Source organism: Micromonospora sp. NBC_00858, from assembly GCF_045207365.1.
Lineage (GTDB): Bacteria > Actinomycetota > Actinomycetes > Mycobacteriales > Micromonosporaceae > Micromonospora.
Genome location: NZ_CP108828.1, coordinates 1,529,212 through 1,548,921, shown reverse-complemented (window position 1 = coordinate 1,548,921; position 19,710 = coordinate 1,529,212). Strand labels below are relative to the sequence as shown.

Genomic DNA, 19,710 nt, shown 5'->3' with positions numbered 1-19,710 from the left:
CCATGACCACAGCGATCGAGCCAGAGCTCGTCCACCTGGCCGCCCACGGTGACCGGGCGGCGCTCGCTGCCCTGCTCACCACCGTGCGGCCGGGGCTGGTCCGCTACTGCCGGGCCCGGCTGGGCCGCGTCGGTGGGGCGTACACCACCGCCGACGACGTCGCCCAGGAGGTCTGCCTGGCGGTGTTGAAGGCCCTTCCCCGCTATCGCGACCAGGGCAGGCCGTTCTCCGCGTTCGTCTTTGCCATCGCCGCGAACAAGGTCGCCGACGCCCTGCGCGCGGCGGTCCGCGGCGCCGCCATCGCCGTCCCCGACACCCACCTTGAGCAGGCGGACACCACACCGGGTCCGGAGCAGCAGGCTGTCGCCACCGATCTGGCCCGCCGACTCTCGGTGCTGCTGCACCGCCTCCCCGACGTCCAACGGGAGATCATCACCCTCCGGGTGGCGGTCGGTCTCACCGCCGAGGAAGTCGGCTCGATCCTCGGCATGTCGGCGCCGGCCGTACGGGTGGCCCAGTCCCGTGCCCTGGCCCGGCTCCGTACGCTTGCCGGCGACGGACTTGACGAGGTGGCGGCATGAGCGAGCCCCGGCCGGACGGTGGCGAGGAGTTGGACCTCGCCGCGATCGACCATGACGACCTGCTCCTCGCCGCGCTCGGCCGCGGCGAGCAGGTGGCCGACACCGACGGCCTCACGGCAATGCTGGCCGCCTGGCGCGCCGACGTCACCGCCGACCTGCCGGACACCGTGGTCGACGGCGCAGTCCGCGCCGACCCGCCACCTCCCGACCGTCGGGTCCGGAAGCTCCGGGCCGGCGCCCCCACCGGCCCCGTCCCCGGCCCGCCCCGGTGGCAACCGCTCGGACGGCGAGCCCTGGGGTTGGCCGCCGCCGTGGTCACCGCCCTCATGCTGGCGACGGGGCTCGGGGTCGCCAGCCGCGACGCCGGGCCGACCAGTCCGCTGTGGTCGCTGACCAAGGTTCTCCATCCCGAACGGGCGGAGGTGCTCGGCGTCGAACACACCACCGGCCTCGCCCGCGAGGCCGTCGCAGCGGGACGGTACGACGAGGCCCGACAGCTGATCGACCAGGCCCAGCGGGACCTGGGCAGGATCACCGAACCGGCCGACGCCACCCGCCTGCGCGCCGACATCGATGCCGTCCTACGGGACCTGGCCGCGCACGGATGCCCCGGCTGGCCCCGCTGCGCGACGTCCCCGCTGGCACCGACGCCGTCACCCGCGGCGTCGACGGCCGTCGCCCCCGAGCCCTCCGGCGCCGCGACACCGGGCGGGACGGCACCAGCGCCACCGCGTCCCGCGCCGACGGACTCGCCGACATCCGGCGCCAACCCGACGCTGCCACGACTGCCGCTGCCGTCGGTGCCGCTCCCGTCGGTGTTGCCGTCGCTACCCGGACTGCCGCTGCCACTGCCGACCGGCGATCTGCTCGGCTGACCTCCCCGCCGTAGACGGCCACCGTGCTCCGGTAGACCCACGGCGCGAAGCGCTGCCCATTACAAGCAGCGATGGCACTTTTGTGAACAACCAATACCGTCTCGCAGAAAAGACGTATAGACGACGTCATCTCGGACGGTAACGACCCAGACGGCCTGCCCGAACGCAATGCCCCGTCGCTGCGGCCGATGCCTTCGCCGGCGTCTTTGCCCAGGTCACCCCACGCGCTTTCGCCAATCGGACCGCGCCAGCCTCGTTGACGATTACCGTTCGTTAACGTGACCGGCTATCGGTTTACCGCAGTGACGCTCAGCGCCATCCTGGTCCTGCCCGCGGTGGCGGTACTGCCACCAACACCGGCGGTGGCCGCGCCGTCCGTGCCATGCCCGGCCGTGAAGCCACCGGCGCCGCCGCCCGCGATACCGTCCCCACCACCGGTCGACCCCACCGACCGGGCGGTCGGCGGGCAGGCGCTGGCGACGGCAGGGCTGGCCATTCCCGCGGGTGCGCCGATGACGCCGGCACTGACCGCCACCTCATGGCTCGTGGCCGACCTCAACAGTGGTGAGGTCCTGGGTGGGTGCGGCCCCCACGAGCTCCGAACGCCGGCCAGCGTGCAGAAGCTGCTGCTGGCGGCGTCCCTGATGCCCCGCCTCGATCCGGCCCAGATGGTGGAGGTGACCAGGGCGGATCTGCGCGATCTCGACCCAGCCAGCTCGCTGATGGGGGTCGTCGAGGGTGGCCGGTACTCCGTCGAGAGCCTGTGGCTGGGGCTCCTGCTCAAATCGGGAAACGACGCGGCCAACGTGCTGGCTCGGGTCGGCGGAGGTGCCGCGGGTAGGCCCGGCGGGGTCGAGGCGATGAACGACGAAGCACGTCGACTGCGCGCGAACCAGACCCACGCCGCGACGCCTTCCGGCCTGGACGGCCCCGGCCAGTACACCAGCGCATACGACCTCGCGCTGATCGCGCGGGCCACCTTCGCCAGGGAGGACTTCCGGCGATACATCGCAACGAGGGTGGCGCAGATACCGGCACAGCCGGGAAACCCGGCATTCGCCATCACTCACGACAACACGCTGTTGGGCAGCTATCCCGGGACGCTCGGGGGGAAAACGGGCTTCACCGACCTGGCTCGTCAGACGTACGTCGGTGTGGCCGAACGCAACGGTCGACGGCTGGCGGTGACCCTGCTCGGAGCGGAGACCGCTCCGCTGGGGAGTCTCGGAGAGGCGGCGGCCCTGCTCAACTGGGGCTTCGCCCTGCCTCCCCACGCGTCCGTCGGACAACTGGTCACGCCCGAGGAGGAGAAGTACGACAGCCCAGTGGTCCCGGTCAAGGGCGAGCGCCATGCTCAGGCCGAGGAATCCTCGATCCCGCTGCTCACCGGGGTGAGCCTCGGCACTGCCGTCCTGCTGGCCGTCCTGATCCTGGCGGCCCCGTGGCGGCGCAGAGCTGCGCGGCAGCAAGCCGCCCGACGGTAGCGAGCCGCCGCCTTGCCTTGACGCTGGCGACAAGGTTTAGCGTGCTTGCGACGGGCTGGTGGAGGAGGTCGGATGCTGATCGGCGAACTGGCTGAGCGTGCCGGCACGAGTACGCGCACCCTGCGCTACTACGAGGCACACGGGTTGGTACGGGCACAGCGCTCCGCCAACGGCTACCGGGTGTACGACGAGGCGGAGCTACGGGTCGTCCGTGAGATCCGAGGGCTGCTCGCTGTCGGCTTCGGCCTCGACGACGTCCGTCCGTTCGTCGCCTGTCTTCGGGCCGGCAACACGTCCGGCGACGTCTGCCCGGACTCGGTGCTGGTGCTGCGACGCAAGCTCGTCGAGGTCGACGCCGTCATCGACCGGCTCGGCGCCGTACGCCAACAGCTACACACCCAGCTCACCCATGCCATCGCGCACCGGGAGGAAACATGCCCCAAACGGAAATTGGCTCGCTAGTCACCGTCACCGACGACACGTTCACCGAACTGGTGCTGGCCAGCGACCGGCCGGTGGTGGTCGACTTCTGGGCGGAGTGGTGCCCGCCCTGCAAGGCGATCGAGAAGAGCCTTGCCGAGCTGGCCCAGGAGTTCGGCGACCGGATGGTCGTGGCCAAGCTCAACTCCGACGAGAACCCGACGGCCACGCGCAACTACGGCGTCATGTCCCTGCCGACGCTGCTGGTGTTTCGCCGGGGCGAGGTCGTCGGATCGACCGTGGGGTCGAGGCCGAAGAGCTACCTGCGACAGACCCTGACCGCACAGGCCGAGTTGTAACGCGGGCCTACCGCCGGTGCGGTTCAGCGGGGTACGAGCACCACGTGCAGGTGCCGGGGGCCGTGCACGCCCTCGACCCGGTTGAGTTCGATGTCGCTGGTGGCGGACGGCCCGCTGATCCAGGTGAGCGGGCGGTGCGGGTCGAGGCGCGCGAGGGCGTCCGGGACACCCGCGACGACCTGATCGGTACGCAGGACGCAGATGTGCACGTCGGGCAGCAGTGTGATGACCCGCCGCCCCTGGTCGGGGGCCGCGTCGAGGATGACCGTCCCGGTCTCGGCGACGGCGACCGCCGCCGCGGTGACCACCCCGTCGGCCGCCGCGACCTGTTCCCTCGGGAGGTTGTCGTCGGTCAGCACGTCGACGGTGTCGGGCAACCAGTGCCGGGGCAGCCCGGGCGGGACGACGACGCGTCGGCCACCAAGGATCGTGTCGACGGCCTGCGCCACCTCGCCGTCGGCACACCGGTGCACGGTGGCCCGGTAGTCGGTGAGCCGGTGCACCAGCACGTCGAGGTCCACGGCACCGCCGGCTGGCCGGTAGCCCCGCGGCACGTCGCCGGAGGTGGTCGGCGTCGCGCCGAGAGCCGCACGGAGGCGGCCGAGGATCAACTCACGGGAGGTCATCGCTGCGCCCACCATTCGCGGAACGTCTGCGGCGGCGGCTGCGGCAGGTCGCGGCCGATGGTCCAGCCGGACAGCGGCGGGGGCAGGCCGCGGCCTCGCCGGCCGGCGAGACGGGCGGCCCGCGAGGCGCGCTGCGCGGCCTCGTACATCGCCGGGTGGTCCATGGTGTACGCGGCGGCGGCCATGGTGATCGCCTCGGCGCTCGGCAGGCGGTGCTCACTGCGGTAGGCCGCCACGTGCTGGGCGCGGAGGTGCACCAGGATCGACGGTATGTCGATCTTCACCGGGCAGGCGTCGAAACACGCGCCGCAGAGCGAGGAGGCGTAGGGCAGGGAGGCGTTGTCCTCCACGCCGGTCAGCTGCGGTGACAGCACCGCACCGATGGGCCCGGGGTAGACGGAGCCGTACGCGTGCCCGCCGGTGCGCTCGTAGACGGGACAGACGTTGAGGCAGGCGGAGCATCGGATGCAGTGCAGCGCCTGGCGGCCGACCTCGTCGGCGAGAACCGCGCTGCGGCCGTTGTCCAGCAGCACGAGGTGAAAGTCCTGTGGCCCGTCGTCCGGCATGACGCCGGTCCACATGGAGGTGTACGGGTTCATCCGCTCGCCGGTGGAGGCCCGGGGCAGCAGTTGCAGGAACACCTCAAGGTCTGCCCAGGTCGGGATGACCTTCTCGATGCCCATCACGGTGATCAGGGTGTCCGGCAGGGTGAGGCACATGCGGCCGTTGCCCTCGGACTCGACCACCGCGAGGGTGCCGGTCTCGGCCACCGCGAAGTTCGCCCCGGAGACCGCGACGCGGGTGCTGAGGAACGTACGACGCAGGTGACGGCGGGCCGCGGCCGCCAGGATCGCCGGGTCGTCGGTCAGCGCCGGGTCGACGCCGGGCATCTCGCGCAGGAAGATCTCACGGATCTCCGCGCGGTTGCGGTGGATCGCGGGTACCAGGATGTGGCTGGGCTTGTCCCGCCCGAGTTGGACGATCAGCTCGGCGAGGTCGGTTTCCACCGGTTCGATGCCGGCCGCCTCCAGTGCCTCGTTGAGGCCGATCTCCTGGGTGGCCATCGACTTGACCTTCATGACCCGGTCGCTGCCGGTGGCCCTGACCAGGTCGGTGACGATCCGGTTGGCCTCGACGGCGTCGGCGGCCCAGTGCACGGTGCCGCCGGCGGCGGTGACCGCCGCCTCCAACTGTTGGAGCAGCTCGGGCAGCCGGGCCATCGTGTCGGTCTTGATGGCCCGCCCGGCCTCCCGCAGTTCCTGCCAGTCGGGGACCTCGTCGATGACCGCTGCCGACTTGGCGCGGATGGTGGCGGTGGCGTGGCCGAGGTTGCGGCGCAGTTGGGCGTCGGTGAGGCTCCGCCGGGCCGCGACCGGGAAGGGCTCCTCGCCGCGCAGGTGTCCGACGCCGCGCGGCGCGGTGGCGGGCATACCGAGGAAGGTTCGGGTCACGCCCGCACCCCGCCGGTCTGCCGCTGCGCCTGCTCGACTGGGTTGCCGGTGGGCTCGGTGCTGGCCAGGATCTCCGCGAGGTGCACGGTCCGCACTCCGGCCCGGAGGCGGGACAGTCCACCGCCGATGTGCATCAGGCAGGACGCGTCCCCGGCGGTGCAGACGTCAGCTCGGGTGGCCAGCACGTGGCGCATCTTGTCGGCCAGCATCGCCGTCGAGGTGTCCGCGTTCTTCACGGCGAACGTGCCGCCGAAGCCGCAGCACTCCTCGGCCTGCGGCAGCTCCACCAGGTCCAGGCCGCGGACCTGACGCAGCAGCCGCAGCGGCTTTTCTCCCACCCGGATCATCCGCAGCGAGTGGCAGGTCGGGTGGTACGTCACCCGGTGCGGATAGAAGGCGCCGACGTCGGTCACCCCGAGCACGTCGACGAGCAGCTCCGACAGCTCGTACGTGCGGCTGGCGACCTCCTCGGCTCGACTGGCCAACCGCTCGTCGCCGGCCCTGCGGGCCACCATCGCGTGCTGGTGCCGCACCGAACCGACGCACGAGCCGGAGGGGGCGACCACCACGTCGTACGGGGCGAAGGTCCGCACGTGCCGGCGTACCAGCCGCAGCGCGTCGTCCGGGTAGCCGGTGTTGATGTGCATCTGCCCGCAGCAGGTCTGGTCCTGCGGAAAGACGACCTCGTGACCGAGCCGTTCCAGGAGCCGCACCGTCGCCTTGGCCGCCTCGGGGAACATAGTGTCGGCCAGGCAGGTGACGAACAGCGCTATTCGCATCCTCAGTCCTCCCATCCGAGACGCTGGGCTGCCGCCCGCCACGTCGTCTCGGCGCCTCGTGGCTCGTAGCGCACGATCTGCTGGGTCTCGCGCAGCACGGCCCGCAGCGCCGACAGGTCGCCGCCGACGATGCCGAGAGCGCGGGCCTGCACGAGTACGTTGCCCAGCGCGGTGGCCTCGACCGGCCCGGCGAGCACCGGCAGGCCGCAGGCGTCGGCGGTGAGCTGGCACAGGAGTTCGTTGCGAGCCCCGCCGCCGACGACGTGCACGGCGTCGACGTGGCGACCGGCGAGCAGTTGCGCCTGACGGACGGCGCGCCGGTGCGCCAGCGCGAGGCTGTCGAGGATGCACCGGACCGTGGCCGCCCGGGTCACCGGCACCGGCTCGCCGGTACGGCGGCAGGCGTCGGCGATGCGGGTGGGCATGTCGCCGGGCGGCAGGAACGTGGGGTCGTCCGGATCCACGACGGAGCGGAAGGCCGGCTCCCGGGCTGCCTGCCGGAGCAGGGCGGCCAGGTCGGTGGTGCCCCAGGTGCGCAGCGACTCCTGTAGTGGCCACAGGCCCATCACGTTGCGCAGGTAGCGGATCGTGCCGTCGACGCCGGACTCGTTGGTGAAGTTCGCCCGCCGGCTCGGCTCGCTGAGCACCGGGGCGTCGAGCTCGACCCCGACCAGCGACCAGGTGCCGCAGGAGATGTAGGCGAAGTGTTCACCGGCTGCCGGCACGCCCACCACGGCGGACGCGGTGTCGTGTGATCCCACCGCCACCACGGCGGGGTCTCCGGGCAGGCCCAGTGCGGGCAGGGCCGGGCCGATCCGCGTGCCCGGCTCCCGCAGCGGCGGGAACAGCTCGCTGCGGATCCCCGCGTCGGCCATCAGGTCGGTCGCCCAGGCGCGGCGACGCAGGTCGTACAGCTGGGTGGTGGAGGCGTTGGTGACCTCGGCGCCAACCTCGCCGGTGAGCCAGTACGCGATGAGGTCCGGGACCAGCAGCAGCCGGTGCGCCATGTCCAGTTGCGGCGTGTTGGCGGCGGCGACGAGTTGGTAGAGGGTGTTGAACGGCAGGTGCTGCAGCCCGGTCGTGGTGTAGAGCCGTTCCTGCCCCAACTGCTTCGCCACCCGGTCGCCGACGCCGTCGGTACGCCCGTCGCGGTAGTGCACCGGATTGCCGAGCAGCGCACCGGTGGCGTCGAGCAGCCCGTAGTCCACCGCCCAGGTGTCGATGCCGATGCTGGCGACCGGACCGGCGGCGTGCAGGCCGTCGAGGACGCCGCGGTAGAGCGCCAGGATGTCCCAGTGCAGGGTGCCCGCCACCCGCACCGGCTCGTTGCGGAACCGGTGCGCCTCGGTCAGCTCCAGCTTCCCGGGGCTGACGCGCGCGACCATCACCCGGCCGCTGGACGCACCGACGTCCACGGCGGCGAGGTGCGCGGCCGCACTCACCACATCGTCCTCATCTCCGCTGAACCGTACTCAGCGGAGGAAGGCCGCGGCGACCCCGGCGTCCACCGGGATGTGCATCCCCGTCGTGTGCGACAGCTCCCCGCCGGTGAGCACGAAGACCGCGTTGGCGACGTGCTCGGGCAGCACCTCCCGCTTGAGCAGCGTGCGCTGGGCGTAGAACTCACCGAGCTTCTCCTCCGGCACGCCGTAGACGGCGGCCCGCTTGGCACCCCAACCACCGGCGAAGATGCCGGAGCCGCGGACCACCCCGTCCGGGTTGACGCCGTTGACCCGGATGCCGTGGCCGCCGAGTTCGGCGGCGAGCAGCCGGACCTGGTGGGCCTGATCGGCCTTGGCCGCACCGTAGGCCACGTTGTTCGGCCCGGCGAACAGGGAGTTCTTGCTGGAGATGTAGACGAGGTCTCCGCCCATCCCCTGCGCCAGCAGCACCCGCGTGGCCTCCCGGGAGACGAGGAAGGAGCCCTTTGCCATCACGTCGTGCTGGACGTCCCAGTCGGCCTCGGTCGTCTCCAGCAGCGACTTGGACAGCGACAGCCCGGCATTGTTCACGACCAGGTCCACCCCGCCGAAGGCCAGCACCGCCTCGCGCAGGGCGGCGGCCACGGCGTCACCGTCGCTGACGTCGGCGGCGACGGCGACGGCCACGTCGGTGCTGCCGATCTCCGCGGCGACGGCGGCGGCCGCCCCCGCGTCCCGGTCGGCGACCACGACGCAGGCGCCCTCGGCGGCGAGCCGGTGGGCGATCGCCCGGCCGATGCCGGAGCCGCCGCCGGTGACGAACGCGATCCGCGTGGCGAGGGCCTTCGGCTTCGGCATGCGCTGGAGCTTCGCCTCCTCCAGTGCCCAGTACTCGATCCGGAACTTCTCGGCCTCGTCGATCGGCGCGTACCTCGACACCGACTCGGCGCCACGCATGACGTTGATGGCGTTGACGTAGAACTCCCCGGCGACCCGGGCGGTCTGCTTGTTGGCACCGAAGCTGAACATGCCCACACCCGGCACCAGGACGACGGCCGGGTCGGCGCCGCGCATCGGAGGGCTGTCCGGGGTGGCGTGCCGCTCGTAGTAGGCGCGGTAGTCGTCGCGGTAGGAGGCGTGCAGCTCCTTGAGACGGGCGATCACGTCGTCGAGCGGCGCGGCGGGTGGCAGGTCGAGCACCATCGGGCGGACCTTGGTGCGCAGGAAGTGGTCCGGGCAGGAGGTGCCGAGGGCAGCGAGCGCGGGGTGCCTCTCCCGCGCCACGAAGTCGAGCACCACGTCACTGTCGGTGAAGTGACCCACCTGCGGTCGATCGGTGGACGCGAGGCCACGCAGCACCGGGAACAGCGCCGCGGCCCGCCGCCGTCGTTCGTCGGTTGGCGGCGGTTCGTAGCCGCTGATGACCGGGCCGAGCGGCTCGGCCTTTCCTCGCTGGTCGAGGAACGCCTGCGCGGACCGGATGATCTCCAGCGAGTTGCGCTCGCACTCGTCGCTGGTCGTGCCCCACGCGGTGATGCCGTGCCCGCCGAGGATCACGCCGATCGCCTGCGGGTTGGCCCGCGCCACGGCGGCGATGTCCAGGCCGAGTTGGAAGCCGGGCCGCCGCCACGGGACCCACAACACCCGGTCGCCGAAGATCTCCTTGGTCAGCTCCGGCCCGTCGGCGGCCGCGGCGATCGCGATGCCGGCGTCGGGGTGCAGGTGATCGACGTGCGCCGCGTCGACCAGTCCGTGCATCGCGGTGTCGATGGACGGCGCCGCCCCGCCCCGACCGTGCAGGCAGTAGTCGAAGGCGGCGACCATCTCGTCCTCCCGCTCGATGCCGGGATAGACGTCGACGAGGGCGCGGAGCCGGTCCAGCCGCAGCGCGGCCAGACCGGCCTGGGTGAGGGTGCCGAGGTCACCGCCGGAGCCCTTGACCCAGAGCAGCTCGACGGGGCCGCCGGTAACCGGATCGGTGTCCTCGCCCTTCGCGGAGGTGTTGCCCCCGGCGTAGTTCGTCGTCGTCGGGTCGGCACCGAGCCGGTTGCTGCGCGCGATCAGCGCCTGAACCTCGGATTGCATCGTTCTCACGTCCCCAGTCTGCGTTCTTCGGTGTGGTCAGGCGCCCCAGCCAGCCTGCTGGCCGTCGGCGCGTTCGGCGCGGATCCTGTCGAAGTATCCGGAGCGGGCGTACGCGGCCATCGGGTCCGGGTCCAGGCCCAGGTCCGTCCGAAGCTCGGCGAGCAGCGGCCGGACGTCGGTGTTGTACGCGTCCATCAGCGCGGCGTTGGCGCCGAGCACGTCGCCGGTCCGCTGGGCGGCGGCGAGCGCGTCCGGGTCGACGAGCAGCGCCTTGGCCGTCGCCTCCTGCACGTTGAGCACCGAGCGGATGATGGCCGGGATCTTCGGCTCGATGTTGTGGCACTGGTCGAGCATGAAGGCGATGCCGGCCTCCGGCGCCAGCGCGTCGCCGCGGACGATCTCGTGCATGATCCGGAACAGCTGGAACGGGTCCGCGGAACCGACCATCAGGTCGTCGTCGGCGTAGAAGCGGGAGTTGAAGTCGAAGGCGCCGAGCTTCCCGGCGCGCAGCAGGATCGCCACGATGAACTCGATGTTGGTGCCCGGCGCGTGGTGCCCGGTGTCGATGACCACCTGCGCCTTCGGGCCCAGCTCCAGGCAGTGCGCGTACGCGGTGCCCCAGTCCGGCACGTCGGTGGCGTAGAAGGCCGGCTCGAACAGCTTGTACTCCAGCAGCAGCCGTTGGTTGTCGCCGAGCCGGTCGTAGGTCTCGCGCAGCGCCGTCGCGAGCCGGTCCTGCCGGGCCCGAATGTCGTCCTGGCCCGGGTAGTTGGTGCCGTCGGAGAACCAGAGCTTCAGGTCGCGGGAGCCGGTGCGGTCCATGATGTCCACGCACTCGAGCAGATGGTCGATCGCCTTGCGGCGCACACCCGGATCCGGGTTGGTGACACTGCCCAGCTTGTAGTCGTTGTCCTGGAAGACGTTGGCGTTGATCGCGCCCAGGCTGACTCCGTGGTCCCCCGCGTACGCGGCCAGGTCGGCGTAGTCGTCGACGCGGTCCCACGGGATGTGCAGGGCCACCGTCGGCGCGACGCCGGTGAGCTGGTGCACGACCGCAGCGTCGGCGATCTTCTCGTACGGATTGCGCGGCACGCCCTCCTGCGGGAACACCTTGAACCGGGTTCCGGAGTTGGCGTACGCCCAGGACGGGGTCTCGATGCGCTGGCCGCGCAGGGCTTGCTTGACCCGGTCGAGGGTCTGCGCGTCGGGCTGCGTCATGGTGTTTCTCCCGTCTCCGCGGCGAGCCGCGTCTCAGGCTCGGTGGCGAGCCGCGTGTCAGGTTTCGCGGCGAGCTGCGCCTCAAGGTTGAAGACCTCGTCCAACGGCCGCATGGCGCGGTCGGGGGCGCCGTTGTCGAGGTCGACGAAGTACGGCGCCATCTCCGCCTGCCAGCGGGCGTTGACGTCGCTTTCCTGCATGGCGGCCTGGGCCGCCGCGAAGTCGTCGGTTACCAGGTAGCCCACGAGCAGGCCGTCCTCGCGGAGGAAGAGCGAGTAGTCGTGCCAGCCGCTCTCGGCCAGGGCGGTGAGCATCTCCGGCCAGACCCGCGAGTGGCGGGCGCGGTATTCGTCCAGTCGGTCCGGGTCGACCTGGAGGGTGAAGCAGACGCGGGGCATGGTTCTCCCGTCGGCTCCCCCGGTCGGTGCGGCGCGGCGTGCGCCGGCACCGACCGGGAGGGCGGTCAGAACTGGAACTGGTCGATGTTGCTCTTGTCGAAGACGGTGGGCGGGCCGAGGATGACCACACCGTCCTTGCCGACGGTGAACTCGCCGAGCTTGCCGGCCTTGAACTTGTCGCCCTCGGCGCCGGTGATCTGGCCGGAGGCCAGTGCCGCTCCGGCGTACGCCGCGAGGTAACCGAGGTCGGCCGGGCTCCACAGGGCGAACGCGTCGACGGTGCCGTCCTTGACGTACTGGCGCATCTGGTTCGGGGTGCCCAGCCCGGTCAGCTTGACCTTGCCCTTGTACTGCGACCCGCTGAGGTAGCGGCCGGCCGCCGCGACACCGACCGTGGTCGGGGAGATGATGCCCTTGAGGTTGGGGTACGACTGCAGCAGACCCTGGGTCTCCTGGAAGGACTTCTGGTCGTCGTCGTTGCCGTACGCCACGGTGACCAGCTTGATCTTGCTGTACTCGGGCTTCTTCAGCTCTTCCTTCATGAGCGCGATCCAGGCGTTCTGGTTGGTCGCGTTGGCGGTGGCGGAGAGGATGGCGATCTCGCCTTCGCCGCCGATCTGCTGCGAGATGAGCTTGACCTGGTTCTCGGCGATGCCCTCGGCGGTCACCTGGTTGACGAAGATCTGGCGGCACTCCGGCTTGGTGTCGGAGTCGAAGGTGACGATCTTCGCGCCGGCCGCCTTGGCCTGGTTGAGCGCCCCGCAGATCGCGTTCGGGTCGTTGGCCGAGGTGACGATCACGTCCATGCCCTGCTGGGACAGGGTGTTGATGTAGCTGACCTGGGACGAGGCGCTGGCCTCGGAGGGGCCGACCTCCTTGAACTCGCCCTTGATCTCGGTGACCGCGTCCTTGCCGCCGTTGTCCGAGACGGTGAAGTAGGGGTTGTTCAGCGCCTTCGGCAGGAAGGCGATCTTCAGCCCTTCCTTGATGGCGGCGTCGGGATTGGCGGCGCCGCTCGCCTGGTTGCCAGCGCCGGCATCGTTGTTGGAGTTGTCCCGGGTTGTGCCGCCACAGGCTGCGGCGCTGAGCAGCAGTGCGGCGAGGGTGAGGCTGGTGGCCCCGACACGGAGGCCTCTGCGGTACGCGGACATCGTCATCCTTCCGGGGTGGTTGGTACGCGGGGGACGTCACGAAGCGACGGGGTGCCGCTGTCGTCGACGGTGCAGCCGGGCGCGGATGTCCGCGACGGCGTTGGGCAGCACGACGGATGCGATGAGCAGGCTGCCGGTGACGATCGTCAGCGCGTTGGCGTCGACGTCGGCGAGTTGCAGCGCGTTGCGCAGGACGCCGAGGAGCAGCACGCCGGCCAGCACACCGAGCAGCGCGCCCCGACCGCCGAAGATCGAGACACCGCCGAGCAGCACGGCGGTCACCACGGTCAACTCCAGGCCGGTGGCGTTGTCGCCACGGGCGCTGGCGTACCGCAGGGTCCAGAGGATGCCGACCAGCCCGCACACCGCACCGGAGACCACGAAGAGCCAGAACTTCGTCCGGGCCACCGAGACGCCGGTGAAGGTGGCGGCCTGGTCGTTGTTGCCCATGGCGTAGAGCGCGCGACCGGCCGCGGTGGCGTGCAGCACGACCCCGAAGATCACGGCGAGCACCAGCAGCGGCACCACCACGACCGGGATCGACGTGCCGGGGATGTTGCGCACCACGGCGGCGGTCCAGTCGGCCGGGAAGTCCGCGACCGCCTGGTCGCCGAGCACGACGAAGGACAGCCCCCGGTAGAGGGCGAGCGTGCCGATGGTCACCGCCAGCGACGGCAGGCCGAAGCCGGTGACGAAGAGGCCGTTCACCGCGCCGAGCACGGCGCCCAGCAGCACCACGAGGACGCAGATCAGCTCCAGGGACAGTCCACTGGAGAGCCAGAGCTGCCCCATCAGGGTGCTGCACAGGCCGACCATGCTGGCCACCGAGAGGTCGATCTCGCCGGTGATCACGATCAGGGTCATCGGCAGCGCGATGAGCGCCAGCGGCATCAGGTCGAGCAGCAGGAACTGGGCGTTGCGGCCGGTGGCGAAGTTCTCCACGGTCAGGCTGGCGACCAGCACGGCCACCACGACGGCGGCGACGATCACCGCGTCCCAGGAGCCGAGCAGCCCGCGCAGGCTGGCGAGGCGGCCCGCGCCGGGCTCGGCCTCGGCGGTGGGCGGTGCGGCGTACAGGCTGTCATGCGCCATGCGCGCTTCTCCCTCGGAGCCGGGCCGCCACCCGCAGGGCCAGGAGCCGGTCCAGCCCGATGGCGGCGAGGATGAGTGCGCCGACCACGGCCTGCTGCCAGAACGGGTCGATGCGCAGGACGGCGAGCGAGCTGCCGATCGTGGTCAGCAGCACGGCGCCGAGCGCCGCGCCGTAGGCGCTGCCGCTGCCCCCGAAGATCGCCACCCCGCCGACCACGGCGGCGGCGACGACCTGGAGTTCCAGGCCGGTGCCGGCGGCCGCGTCGAGGGTGCCGAACCGGGCCGCGTACAGCACGCCGGCGAGCCCGGCGAGCGCGCCGTTGGCGACGAACACGGCGAACACCCGTCGACCCACCGGGATGCCGGAGAGCCGGGCGGCGGCCGGTTCGGAGCCGATCGCGTACAGCTCCCGGCCGCTGCGGTAGGAGCGCAGGTAGAAGCCGACGGCTACGACGACGACCAGCGCGACGAGGAACAGCACCGGTACGCCGAGCACCGTCTGGTTGCCCAGCCGCAGGAACGACGGGGGCATGTCGGCGGCGTTGATCTGCCGGCCGGACGCCCAGTAGTAGTCGACGCCGCGGAAGGCGTAGAGGGTGCCGAGCGTGATCACCAGGGCGGGCACCCGGGCCACCGCGATCAGGCCGCCGTTGACCGCGCCGCACATCGCGCCCAGCGCGACACCCACGACGAGCGCCACGGGCCACGGCGTACCGGGTGCGGAGAGGAACAGCGAGCCGGTGGCGAAGGCGACCAGACCCAGGATCGAGCCGACCGAGAGGTCGACGTTGCGGGTGACGATGACCAGGGTCTGGCCGACCGCCAGGATCACCAGGATCGCGCAGCCCAGCAGCAGGTCCTTGATGCTCTGGCCGCTCAGGAACCGATCATTGCGCAGGGTGGTCACCAGGACCAGCACGCCGAGCGCGATCAGCAGGCTCAGCTCGCGTACGGCGAGCAGCCGCTCGGTGAGGCCACGGCGCTGCCGACCGGGGTCGGTCGGGGCGCTCCCGGCGGCCCGTTCGGGAGCGCCGGCGTCGGTGAGGCTCATGCGGTCGCTCCTTGACCGGTGGCGGCGAACATGATGGAGGTCTCGTCCGCCTCGGCCCGGGGCAGCTCGCGGACCAGTCGTCCCTCGTGCATGACCAGGACCCGGTCGGCCATGCCGAGCACCTCGGGCAGTTCGCTGCTGATCATGAGGATCGCCAGGCCCTCGCCGGCCAGCTCCGAGAGCAGCCGGTGCACCTCGGACTTGGTGCCGACGTCGATGCCACGGGTGGGTTCGTCGATGATCAGGACCCGTGGTTCGGTGGCCAGCCACTTGGCGAGCACGACCTTCTGCTGGTTGCCTCCGGAGAGGGTCGCCACGGGCGCGCCGAGCCGGGAGGCCTTCACCTGTAGCCGCCGCGTCCACTGGCGGGCCTCGGCACGCTCCGCACCGCCGAGCAGCAGGCCCAGCCGGCTCAGTGCCCGGCGGCGGGCCAGGGTGGCATTGCGCTCCACCGACAGCTCCATGACCAGGCCCTGCTGCCGTCGGTCCTCGGGGACCAGCGCCATGCCGGCGGCAATCGCCCGGCCCGGGTTCCCCGCCGGGACGGCCCGGCCGGCGACCAGCACCTCGCCGGTGTCGTAGCGGTCGACGCCGAAGACGGCGCGGGCGACCTCGCTGCGCCCCGCGCCGACCAGCCCGGCGAGTGCGACGATCTCCCCGCCGCGGACAGAGAACGACACGTCGGTGAAGACACCGGCGCGGGTCAGCCCGCTGACCTCGAGCAGGGTGTCCCGCAGCTCAGCGTCCTGCTTCGGATAGAGCGAGGAGACGTCCCGGCCGACCATCCGCCGCACCACCTCGTCGACGCTCAGGTCGGCGGCGTGGTCGCTGGAGACCCAGGCGCCGTCGCGCAGCACGGTGATGCGGTGGCACAGGTCGAACACCTCGTTGAACCGGTGCGAGATGAACAGCACCGCCGCCCCACCCTCGCAGAGCGACCGGGCGACCGCGAAGAGCCGCTCGACCTCCACACCGGAGAGCGCGGCGGTGGGCTCGTCCATGACCAGGACGCGGGCGTCGAACGAGATCGCCTTGGCGATCTCGACGAGCTGCTGGTCGGCGATGGAGAGCCCACGCGCGGGGCGGGTCGGGTCGATCCGGACCCCCAGCCGCTGAAACAGTCGCTCGGCGTCGCGGTTCATCGCCGCTGTGTCGATGCGACGTAGGCCGCGCAGCGGTTGCCGGCCCATGAAGATGTTCTCCGCCACGGACAGGTCCGGGAAGAGCGTCGGCTCCTGGTAGATGACCGCGATGCCGGCGGCCCGGGCGTCGGCGGGACCGCGCAGTCGCAGCGGTTGCCCGTCCAGGGTCATCCCGCCGGAGTCCGGTGCGTGCGCGCCGGCCAGAATCTTGACCAGGGTGGACTTGCCCGCCCCGTTCTCGCCGACCAGGGCGTGGGCCTCGCCGGAGTGCAGCGCCAGGTGCACTCCGCGCAGCGCGGCGACGGCCCCGAAGGACTTCGTCACGCCGTCGAGGACCAGCAGCGGAGCGCTGTCCGTGCCTGGTGCGTCGGCGGTCATCCGATCCCCTCCTGAATCGTTTCATGAGTCGTGCATGGACCGTAGGGGCCGGCCTTCGAGAGCGTCAAGAGTTTCGCCGTGATTTCTTCCCTGTTGCTGATGCGCCGTGCCTCCGCCGGCAACGGCGGCGGCCGACCGGGACTGTTCGTCGGCTCTTCGCTTTTTACGAGCGGCATGATGTCGAGAAGCGCCGGCCGGCTCCGCTCACCAGATGAAGGGCCTCGACGGGCGCGGCCCACGACACCAGGAGACCACGATGCCGAAGTACCTGCTCCTCAAGCACTACCGCGGCGGCCCGGAGCCGCACCGTCCCGTGCCCCCGATGGACCAGTGGGCGCCCGAGGACGTGGAGGCGCACATGGCCTTCCTCCGGCACGTCAGCGAGCTGCTCGAGAAGAACGGCGAGTACGTCGACGCGCAGGCGCTCACGCCGGCACGCACCTGGGTGCGCTACGGCGGTCCGGGCGCGGCGCCCGTCACCACCGACGGCCCGCACCCCGAGACCAGCGACCTGGCTGCGGGCTGGTACATGATCGATGTCGAGTCCCACGAGCGCGCGGTCGAGCTCGCGGCGTACGTGTCCTCCGAGCCCGGTCCCGGCGGCACGCCGCTGTACGAGTGGATCGACGTCCGGGAGGTCATGTCCGGAACGCCGTCGGAGGACTGACCCGGCGTGACCGACGAACCGGTGCAACGACGGGACGAGGGCGCGTTGCGTGCCCTCGTCCCGCGGGTACTCGCGGGCCTGGTCCGCCGGGGCGAGGGCTTCGACGCCGCCGAGGACGCGCTCCAGGAGGCGCTGCTGGAGGCGCTCCGGGTCTGGCCCGAGCATCCGCCTCGCGACCCGCGCGCGTGGCTTACCACGGTCGCGACGCGGCGGCTTGTCGACGCCCACCGCAGCGCAGCCGCGCGACACCGCCGCGAGGAGGCGACGTACGCGCAGCCGCGGCCGGCCGCCACGGAGGAGGGCGACGACACCCTCTTCCTGCTCTTCTGCTGCTGTCACCCGGACCTCGCGCCCACGTCCCAGGTGGCGCTGACCCTGCGCGCCGTCGGCGGCCTCACCACCCGGGAGATCGCCGACGCCTTCTACGTCCCCGAGGCGACGATGGCGCAGCGGATCAGCCGCGCCAAGCGCACCCTGCGCGGGCGCCGCCTGGACCAGCCCGGCGACCTCGCCGTCGTGCTGCGCGTGCTCTACCTCGTCTACACCGCCGGCCACGCGGGCCGGGTGGACCTGGCCGGCGAGGCGATCCGGCTCGCCCGTCAGCTCACCCTGGCCACGGAGGAGCCCGAGGCGCGTGGGCTGCTCGCGCTGATGCTGCTGAACCACGCCCGGCTCCCGGCGCGGCTCGACCCCGAGGGCCGGATCGTCACGCTCGACCGGCAGGACCGCGGTCGGTGGGACACGCGCGAGATCGCCGAGGGCGTGCGCGTCCTGCAGTCGGCGCTCGCCATGCAGACCGAAGAGCGGCGCCCGGGCCGCTACCAGGTCGAGGCCGCGATCGCCGCCCTGCACGACGACGCGGCGAGCGCCGAGGAGACCGACTGGCCGCAGATCCTCGCCTGGTACGACGACCTCGTCGCGCTGACCGACGACCCCGTGCGCCAGGACCCCGCCGCGGTACTCGGCCGCGCGGTCGCGGTCGGCCACGTCCTCGGTGCCGCCGCCGGGCTGCGCGAGACGGACCGGCTGCGCGAGGTGATCGGCGAGCGGCACCGGTGGCACGCCGTGCGCGGGCACCTGCACGAGCTCGACGGCGACCTGCCCGCCGCCGCCTCGGCGTACGCAGAGGCGGCCCGCCGGGCCACGAACGTCGCCGAGCGCGACCACCTGGTCCGCCAGGCCGCCCGCGCGCGAGCTTGTCCTGCCAGCGGATCGGCTCGCGGAACGTGATGTCGGACGATCGGCGGCCGAGATGAAGGCGTGCGATCCGCTGCGCGGCGGCGCGGCTCGGCTGGATGAAACGTTTTAGCAGCTATACACTGCCGGGGCGACCCGGTCGAGCCGTCCCGCGCGACGTGTTCGGGGGTCGCCGCGACCGCGAAGCCCGCGCCGGGCGTGGGGCCGCGACCACCGTACGGAGCGTCGAGGGAGCCATGGCAACGGCGAACATCAAGGAGGTCGCCCGGCACGCCGGCGTCTCTCTCGGCACGGTGAGCAACGTGCTCAACCGGCCCGACATGGTCGCCCCGGCCACCCGCCAGCGGGTGCTCGACGCCATCACCACCCTCGGCTACGTCCGCAACGACTCCGCGCGTCAACTGCGCGCCGGGCACAGCCGCACCGTCGCCATCGTCGTGCTGGACGTGGCCAACCCGTTCTTCACCGACGTGGTCCGGGGCGCCGAACAGGTGATCGAGGAAGCCGGCGCCATGCTCGTCGTCTGCAACAGCGGCGAGGACGGCGCCCGCGAGCGCCGCCACCTGGAGCTGCTGGAGGAGCAGCGGGTCCGTGGTGTGCTCATCACCCCCGTCGACCACGGCCCCCAACCCAACCTGGACAGGCTCATCGACCGGGGCATCCCGGTGGTGCTGGTGGACCGGGGCACCGGCCGGGTGAACCGGTGCTCGGTGGCGGTCGACGACGTCCTCGGCGGCCGGCTCGCCATGGACCACCTGCTGGACCAGGGCCACCACCGCATCGCCTACCTCGGCGGCCCGCTCTCCATCGCCCAGGTCGCCGACCGGCACGCCGGCGCCGCCGCAGCCCTGGAGGAACGGGGCAGCGACGCCGAACTCCGGGTGGCGGTGACCACCAGCCTGACCGTCGCCGCCGGCCGGCGCGCCGCCGAGGAGCTGCTGACGCTGCCGGCCCGGCAGCGCCCCACCGCCGTCTTCTGCGCCAACGACCTGATCGCCCTCGGCGTACTCCAGGAGCTGACCGCGCGCGGCCTGCGGGTGCCGGCCGACGTGGCCATCGTCGGGTACGACGACATCGAGTTCGCCGACGCGGCCGCGGTGCCGCTGTCGTCGGTGCGCCAGCCCCGTGACCAGCTCGGCCGTACCGCCGCGCAGCTGCTGCTGGAGGAGGCCGAGGCCGGCGACAGGCACCAGCACCGGCACGTGGTGTTCCAGCCGGAGCTGGTCGTCCGCCGCTCCAGCGACCAACCCCGGCGCACCCGGCGCTGACGACGGCCGCTCCTCGACGACGAGGAGCCGGGCGGTTGCCCGCCCGGCTCCTTGTCAACGCGCGCTT

The 19,710-nt window shown here is 71.9% G+C and carries 19 protein-coding genes; 8 read left to right on the top strand and 11 right to left on the bottom strand.

Annotation, left to right across the window (positions count from 1 at the left end; genetic code table 11):
- Positions 1–2: 2 nt before the first annotated feature.
- From shbA to trxA, 5 genes are all read left to right on the top strand, one after another.
- Positions 3–581 carry an RNA polymerase sigma factor ShbA gene (shbA, locus tag OG990_RS07380; RefSeq protein ID WP_355610704.1) on the top strand — a complete coding sequence of 193 codons (579 nt, stop codon included), beginning with the start codon at positions 3–5 and terminating at the stop codon, positions 579–581.
- A complete protein-coding gene (locus tag OG990_RS07375; protein WP_406079496.1) occupies positions 578–1,456 on the top strand; it encodes a hypothetical protein in 879 nt (292 codons plus the stop codon). The genes shbA and OG990_RS07375 overlap by 4 nt, the downstream gene beginning before the upstream one ends.
- A gap of 278 nt (positions 1,457–1,734) precedes the next feature.
- Positions 1,735–2,940 carry a D-alanyl-D-alanine carboxypeptidase family protein gene (locus tag OG990_RS07370; protein WP_406079495.1) on the top strand — a complete coding sequence of 402 codons (1,206 nt, stop codon included), beginning with the start codon at positions 1,735–1,737 and terminating at the stop codon, positions 2,938–2,940.
- Between the two features lie 72 nt (positions 2,941–3,012).
- Positions 3,013–3,402 (top strand): MerR family transcriptional regulator, encoded by a 390-nt coding sequence (locus OG990_RS07365; protein ID WP_406079494.1) that lies wholly within the window; start codon positions 3,013–3,015, stop codon positions 3,400–3,402.
- Positions 3,375–3,719, top strand: a complete 345-nt coding sequence (trxA, locus tag OG990_RS07360) for a thioredoxin (protein WP_386982862.1) — start codon at positions 3,375–3,377, stop codon at positions 3,717–3,719. The genes OG990_RS07365 and trxA overlap by 28 nt, the downstream gene beginning before the upstream one ends.
- Positions 3,720–3,742: 23 nt before the next feature.
- Here the strand turns inward: trxA and OG990_RS07355 are convergent, their stop codons facing one another.
- From OG990_RS07355 to OG990_RS07305, 11 genes are all read right to left on the bottom strand, one after another.
- Positions 3,743–4,345: a lactate utilization protein C gene (locus OG990_RS07355; protein WP_386982863.1), complete on the bottom strand. Its 603-nt coding sequence runs from the start codon at positions 4,343–4,345 to the stop codon at positions 3,743–3,745.
- Positions 4,342–5,775, bottom strand: a complete 1,434-nt coding sequence (locus OG990_RS07350; RefSeq protein ID WP_406081687.1) for a LutB/LldF family L-lactate oxidation iron-sulfur protein — start codon at positions 5,773–5,775, stop codon at positions 4,342–4,344. The genes OG990_RS07355 and OG990_RS07350 overlap by 4 nt, the downstream gene beginning before the upstream one ends.
- 17 nt (positions 5,776–5,792) lie before the next feature.
- Positions 5,793–6,575: a (Fe-S)-binding protein gene (locus tag OG990_RS07345; RefSeq protein WP_406079493.1), complete on the bottom strand. Its 783-nt coding sequence runs from the start codon at positions 6,573–6,575 to the stop codon at positions 5,793–5,795.
- A 2-nt stretch (positions 6,576–6,577) separates the two neighbouring features.
- Positions 6,578–8,017 (bottom strand): rhamnulokinase family protein, encoded by a 1,440-nt coding sequence (locus OG990_RS07340; RefSeq protein ID WP_406079492.1) that lies wholly within the window; start codon positions 8,015–8,017, stop codon positions 6,578–6,580.
- 30 nt (positions 8,018–8,047) lie between these two features.
- Positions 8,048–10,081 (bottom strand): bifunctional aldolase/short-chain dehydrogenase, encoded by a 2,034-nt coding sequence (locus OG990_RS07335; protein ID WP_406081686.1) that lies wholly within the window; start codon positions 10,079–10,081, stop codon positions 8,048–8,050.
- Between the two features lie 36 nt (positions 10,082–10,117).
- Entirely contained in the window at positions 10,118–11,299 is a 1,182-nt protein-coding gene (gene rhaI / locus OG990_RS07330; protein ID WP_406079491.1) for an L-rhamnose isomerase, read from the bottom strand.
- Entirely contained in the window at positions 11,296–11,697 is a 402-nt protein-coding gene (locus tag OG990_RS07325; RefSeq protein WP_406079490.1) for an L-rhamnose mutarotase, read from the bottom strand. Before OG990_RS07325 ends, rhaI begins: the two co-directional genes overlap by 4 nt.
- A 65-nt stretch (positions 11,698–11,762) precedes the next feature.
- Complete coding sequence (gene rhaS / locus OG990_RS07320) at positions 11,763–12,848, bottom strand: rhamnose ABC transporter substrate-binding protein (protein WP_355610674.1); 1,086 nt, start codon at positions 12,846–12,848, stop codon at positions 11,763–11,765.
- Between the two features lie 36 nt (positions 12,849–12,884).
- A complete protein-coding gene (locus tag OG990_RS07315) occupies positions 12,885–13,940 on the bottom strand; it encodes an ABC transporter permease (protein ID WP_355610671.1) in 1,056 nt (351 codons plus the stop codon).
- The gene (locus OG990_RS07310) at positions 13,930–14,991 is read right to left on the bottom strand and encodes an ABC transporter permease (protein WP_406079489.1); all 1,062 of its coding nucleotides are present in this window, start codon (positions 14,989–14,991) and stop codon (positions 13,930–13,932) included. The genes OG990_RS07315 and OG990_RS07310 overlap by 11 nt, the downstream gene beginning before the upstream one ends.
- Positions 14,988–16,511, bottom strand: coding sequence for a sugar ABC transporter ATP-binding protein (locus tag OG990_RS07305; protein ID WP_406079488.1), 1,524 nt, complete (start codon positions 16,509–16,511; stop codon positions 14,988–14,990). Before OG990_RS07305 ends, OG990_RS07310 begins: the two co-directional genes overlap by 4 nt.
- Positions 16,512–16,767: 256 nt before the next feature.
- Here OG990_RS07305 and OG990_RS07300 point away from each other — a divergent pair, with 256 nt between their 5' ends.
- The 3 genes from OG990_RS07300 to OG990_RS07290 all read left to right on the top strand — a co-directional run bounded on the left by OG990_RS07300 (position 16,768) and on the right by OG990_RS07290 (position 19,643).
- Positions 16,768–17,178 carry a YciI family protein gene (locus tag OG990_RS07300; protein ID WP_406081685.1) on the top strand — a complete coding sequence of 137 codons (411 nt, stop codon included), beginning with the start codon at positions 16,768–16,770 and terminating at the stop codon, positions 17,176–17,178.
- A 6-nt stretch (positions 17,179–17,184) separates the two neighbouring features.
- Positions 17,185–18,408: an RNA polymerase sigma factor gene (locus OG990_RS07295; protein WP_406079487.1), complete on the top strand. Its 1,224-nt coding sequence runs from the start codon at positions 17,185–17,187 to the stop codon at positions 18,406–18,408.
- Positions 18,409–18,611: 203 nt separating this feature from the next.
- Complete coding sequence (locus OG990_RS07290) at positions 18,612–19,643, top strand: LacI family DNA-binding transcriptional regulator (RefSeq protein ID WP_386982884.1); 1,032 nt, start codon at positions 18,612–18,614, stop codon at positions 19,641–19,643.
- Positions 19,644–19,710 lie beyond the last annotated feature (67 nt).

What these genes read in the sequence shown, in the direction of transcription:
- OG990_RS07345 (WP_406079493.1), bottom strand. Translation starts at nt 6,575, where the DNA reads ATGCGAATAGCGCTGTTCGTCACCTGCCTGGCCGACACTATGTTCCCC.
- shbA (WP_355610704.1), top strand. Translation starts at nt 3, where the DNA reads ATGACCACAGCGATCGAGCCAGAGCTCGTCCACCTGGCCGCCCACGGT.
- OG990_RS07300 (WP_406081685.1), top strand. Translation starts at nt 16,768, where the DNA reads ATGCCGAAGTACCTGCTCCTCAAGCACTACCGCGGCGGCCCGGAGCCG.
- OG990_RS07335 (WP_406081686.1), bottom strand. Translation starts at nt 10,081, where the DNA reads ATGCAATCCGAGGTTCAGGCGCTGATCGCGCGCAGCAACCGGCTCGGT.
- OG990_RS07305 (WP_406079488.1), bottom strand. Translation starts at nt 16,511, where the DNA reads ATGACCGCCGACGCACCAGGCACGGACAGCGCTCCGCTGCTGGTCCTC.
- rhaI (WP_406079491.1), bottom strand. Translation starts at nt 11,299, where the DNA reads ATGACGCAGCCCGACGCGCAGACCCTCGACCGGGTCAAGCAAGCCCTG.
- OG990_RS07355 (WP_386982863.1), bottom strand. Translation starts at nt 4,345, where the DNA reads ATGACCTCCCGTGAGTTGATCCTCGGCCGCCTCCGTGCGGCTCTCGGC.
- OG990_RS07310 (WP_406079489.1), bottom strand. Translation starts at nt 14,991, where the DNA reads ATGAGCCTCACCGACGCCGGCGCTCCCGAACGGGCCGCCGGGAGCGCC.
- OG990_RS07350 (WP_406081687.1), bottom strand. Translation starts at nt 5,775, where the DNA reads ATGCCCGCCACCGCGCCGCGCGGCGTCGGACACCTGCGCGGCGAGGAG.
- OG990_RS07365 (WP_406079494.1), top strand. Translation starts at nt 3,013, where the DNA reads ATGCTGATCGGCGAACTGGCTGAGCGTGCCGGCACGAGTACGCGCACC.
- OG990_RS07315 (WP_355610671.1), bottom strand. Translation starts at nt 13,940, where the DNA reads ATGGCGCATGACAGCCTGTACGCCGCACCGCCCACCGCCGAGGCCGAG.
- OG990_RS07325 (WP_406079490.1), bottom strand. Translation starts at nt 11,697, where the DNA reads ATGCCCCGCGTCTGCTTCACCCTCCAGGTCGACCCGGACCGACTGGAC.
- OG990_RS07290 (WP_386982884.1), top strand. Translation starts at nt 18,612, where the DNA reads ATGGCAACGGCGAACATCAAGGAGGTCGCCCGGCACGCCGGCGTCTCT.
- trxA (WP_386982862.1), top strand. Translation starts at nt 3,375, where the DNA reads ATGCCCCAAACGGAAATTGGCTCGCTAGTCACCGTCACCGACGACACG.
- rhaS (WP_355610674.1), bottom strand. Translation starts at nt 12,848, where the DNA reads ATGTCCGCGTACCGCAGAGGCCTCCGTGTCGGGGCCACCAGCCTCACC.
- OG990_RS07375 (WP_406079496.1), top strand. Translation starts at nt 578, where the DNA reads ATGAGCGAGCCCCGGCCGGACGGTGGCGAGGAGTTGGACCTCGCCGCG.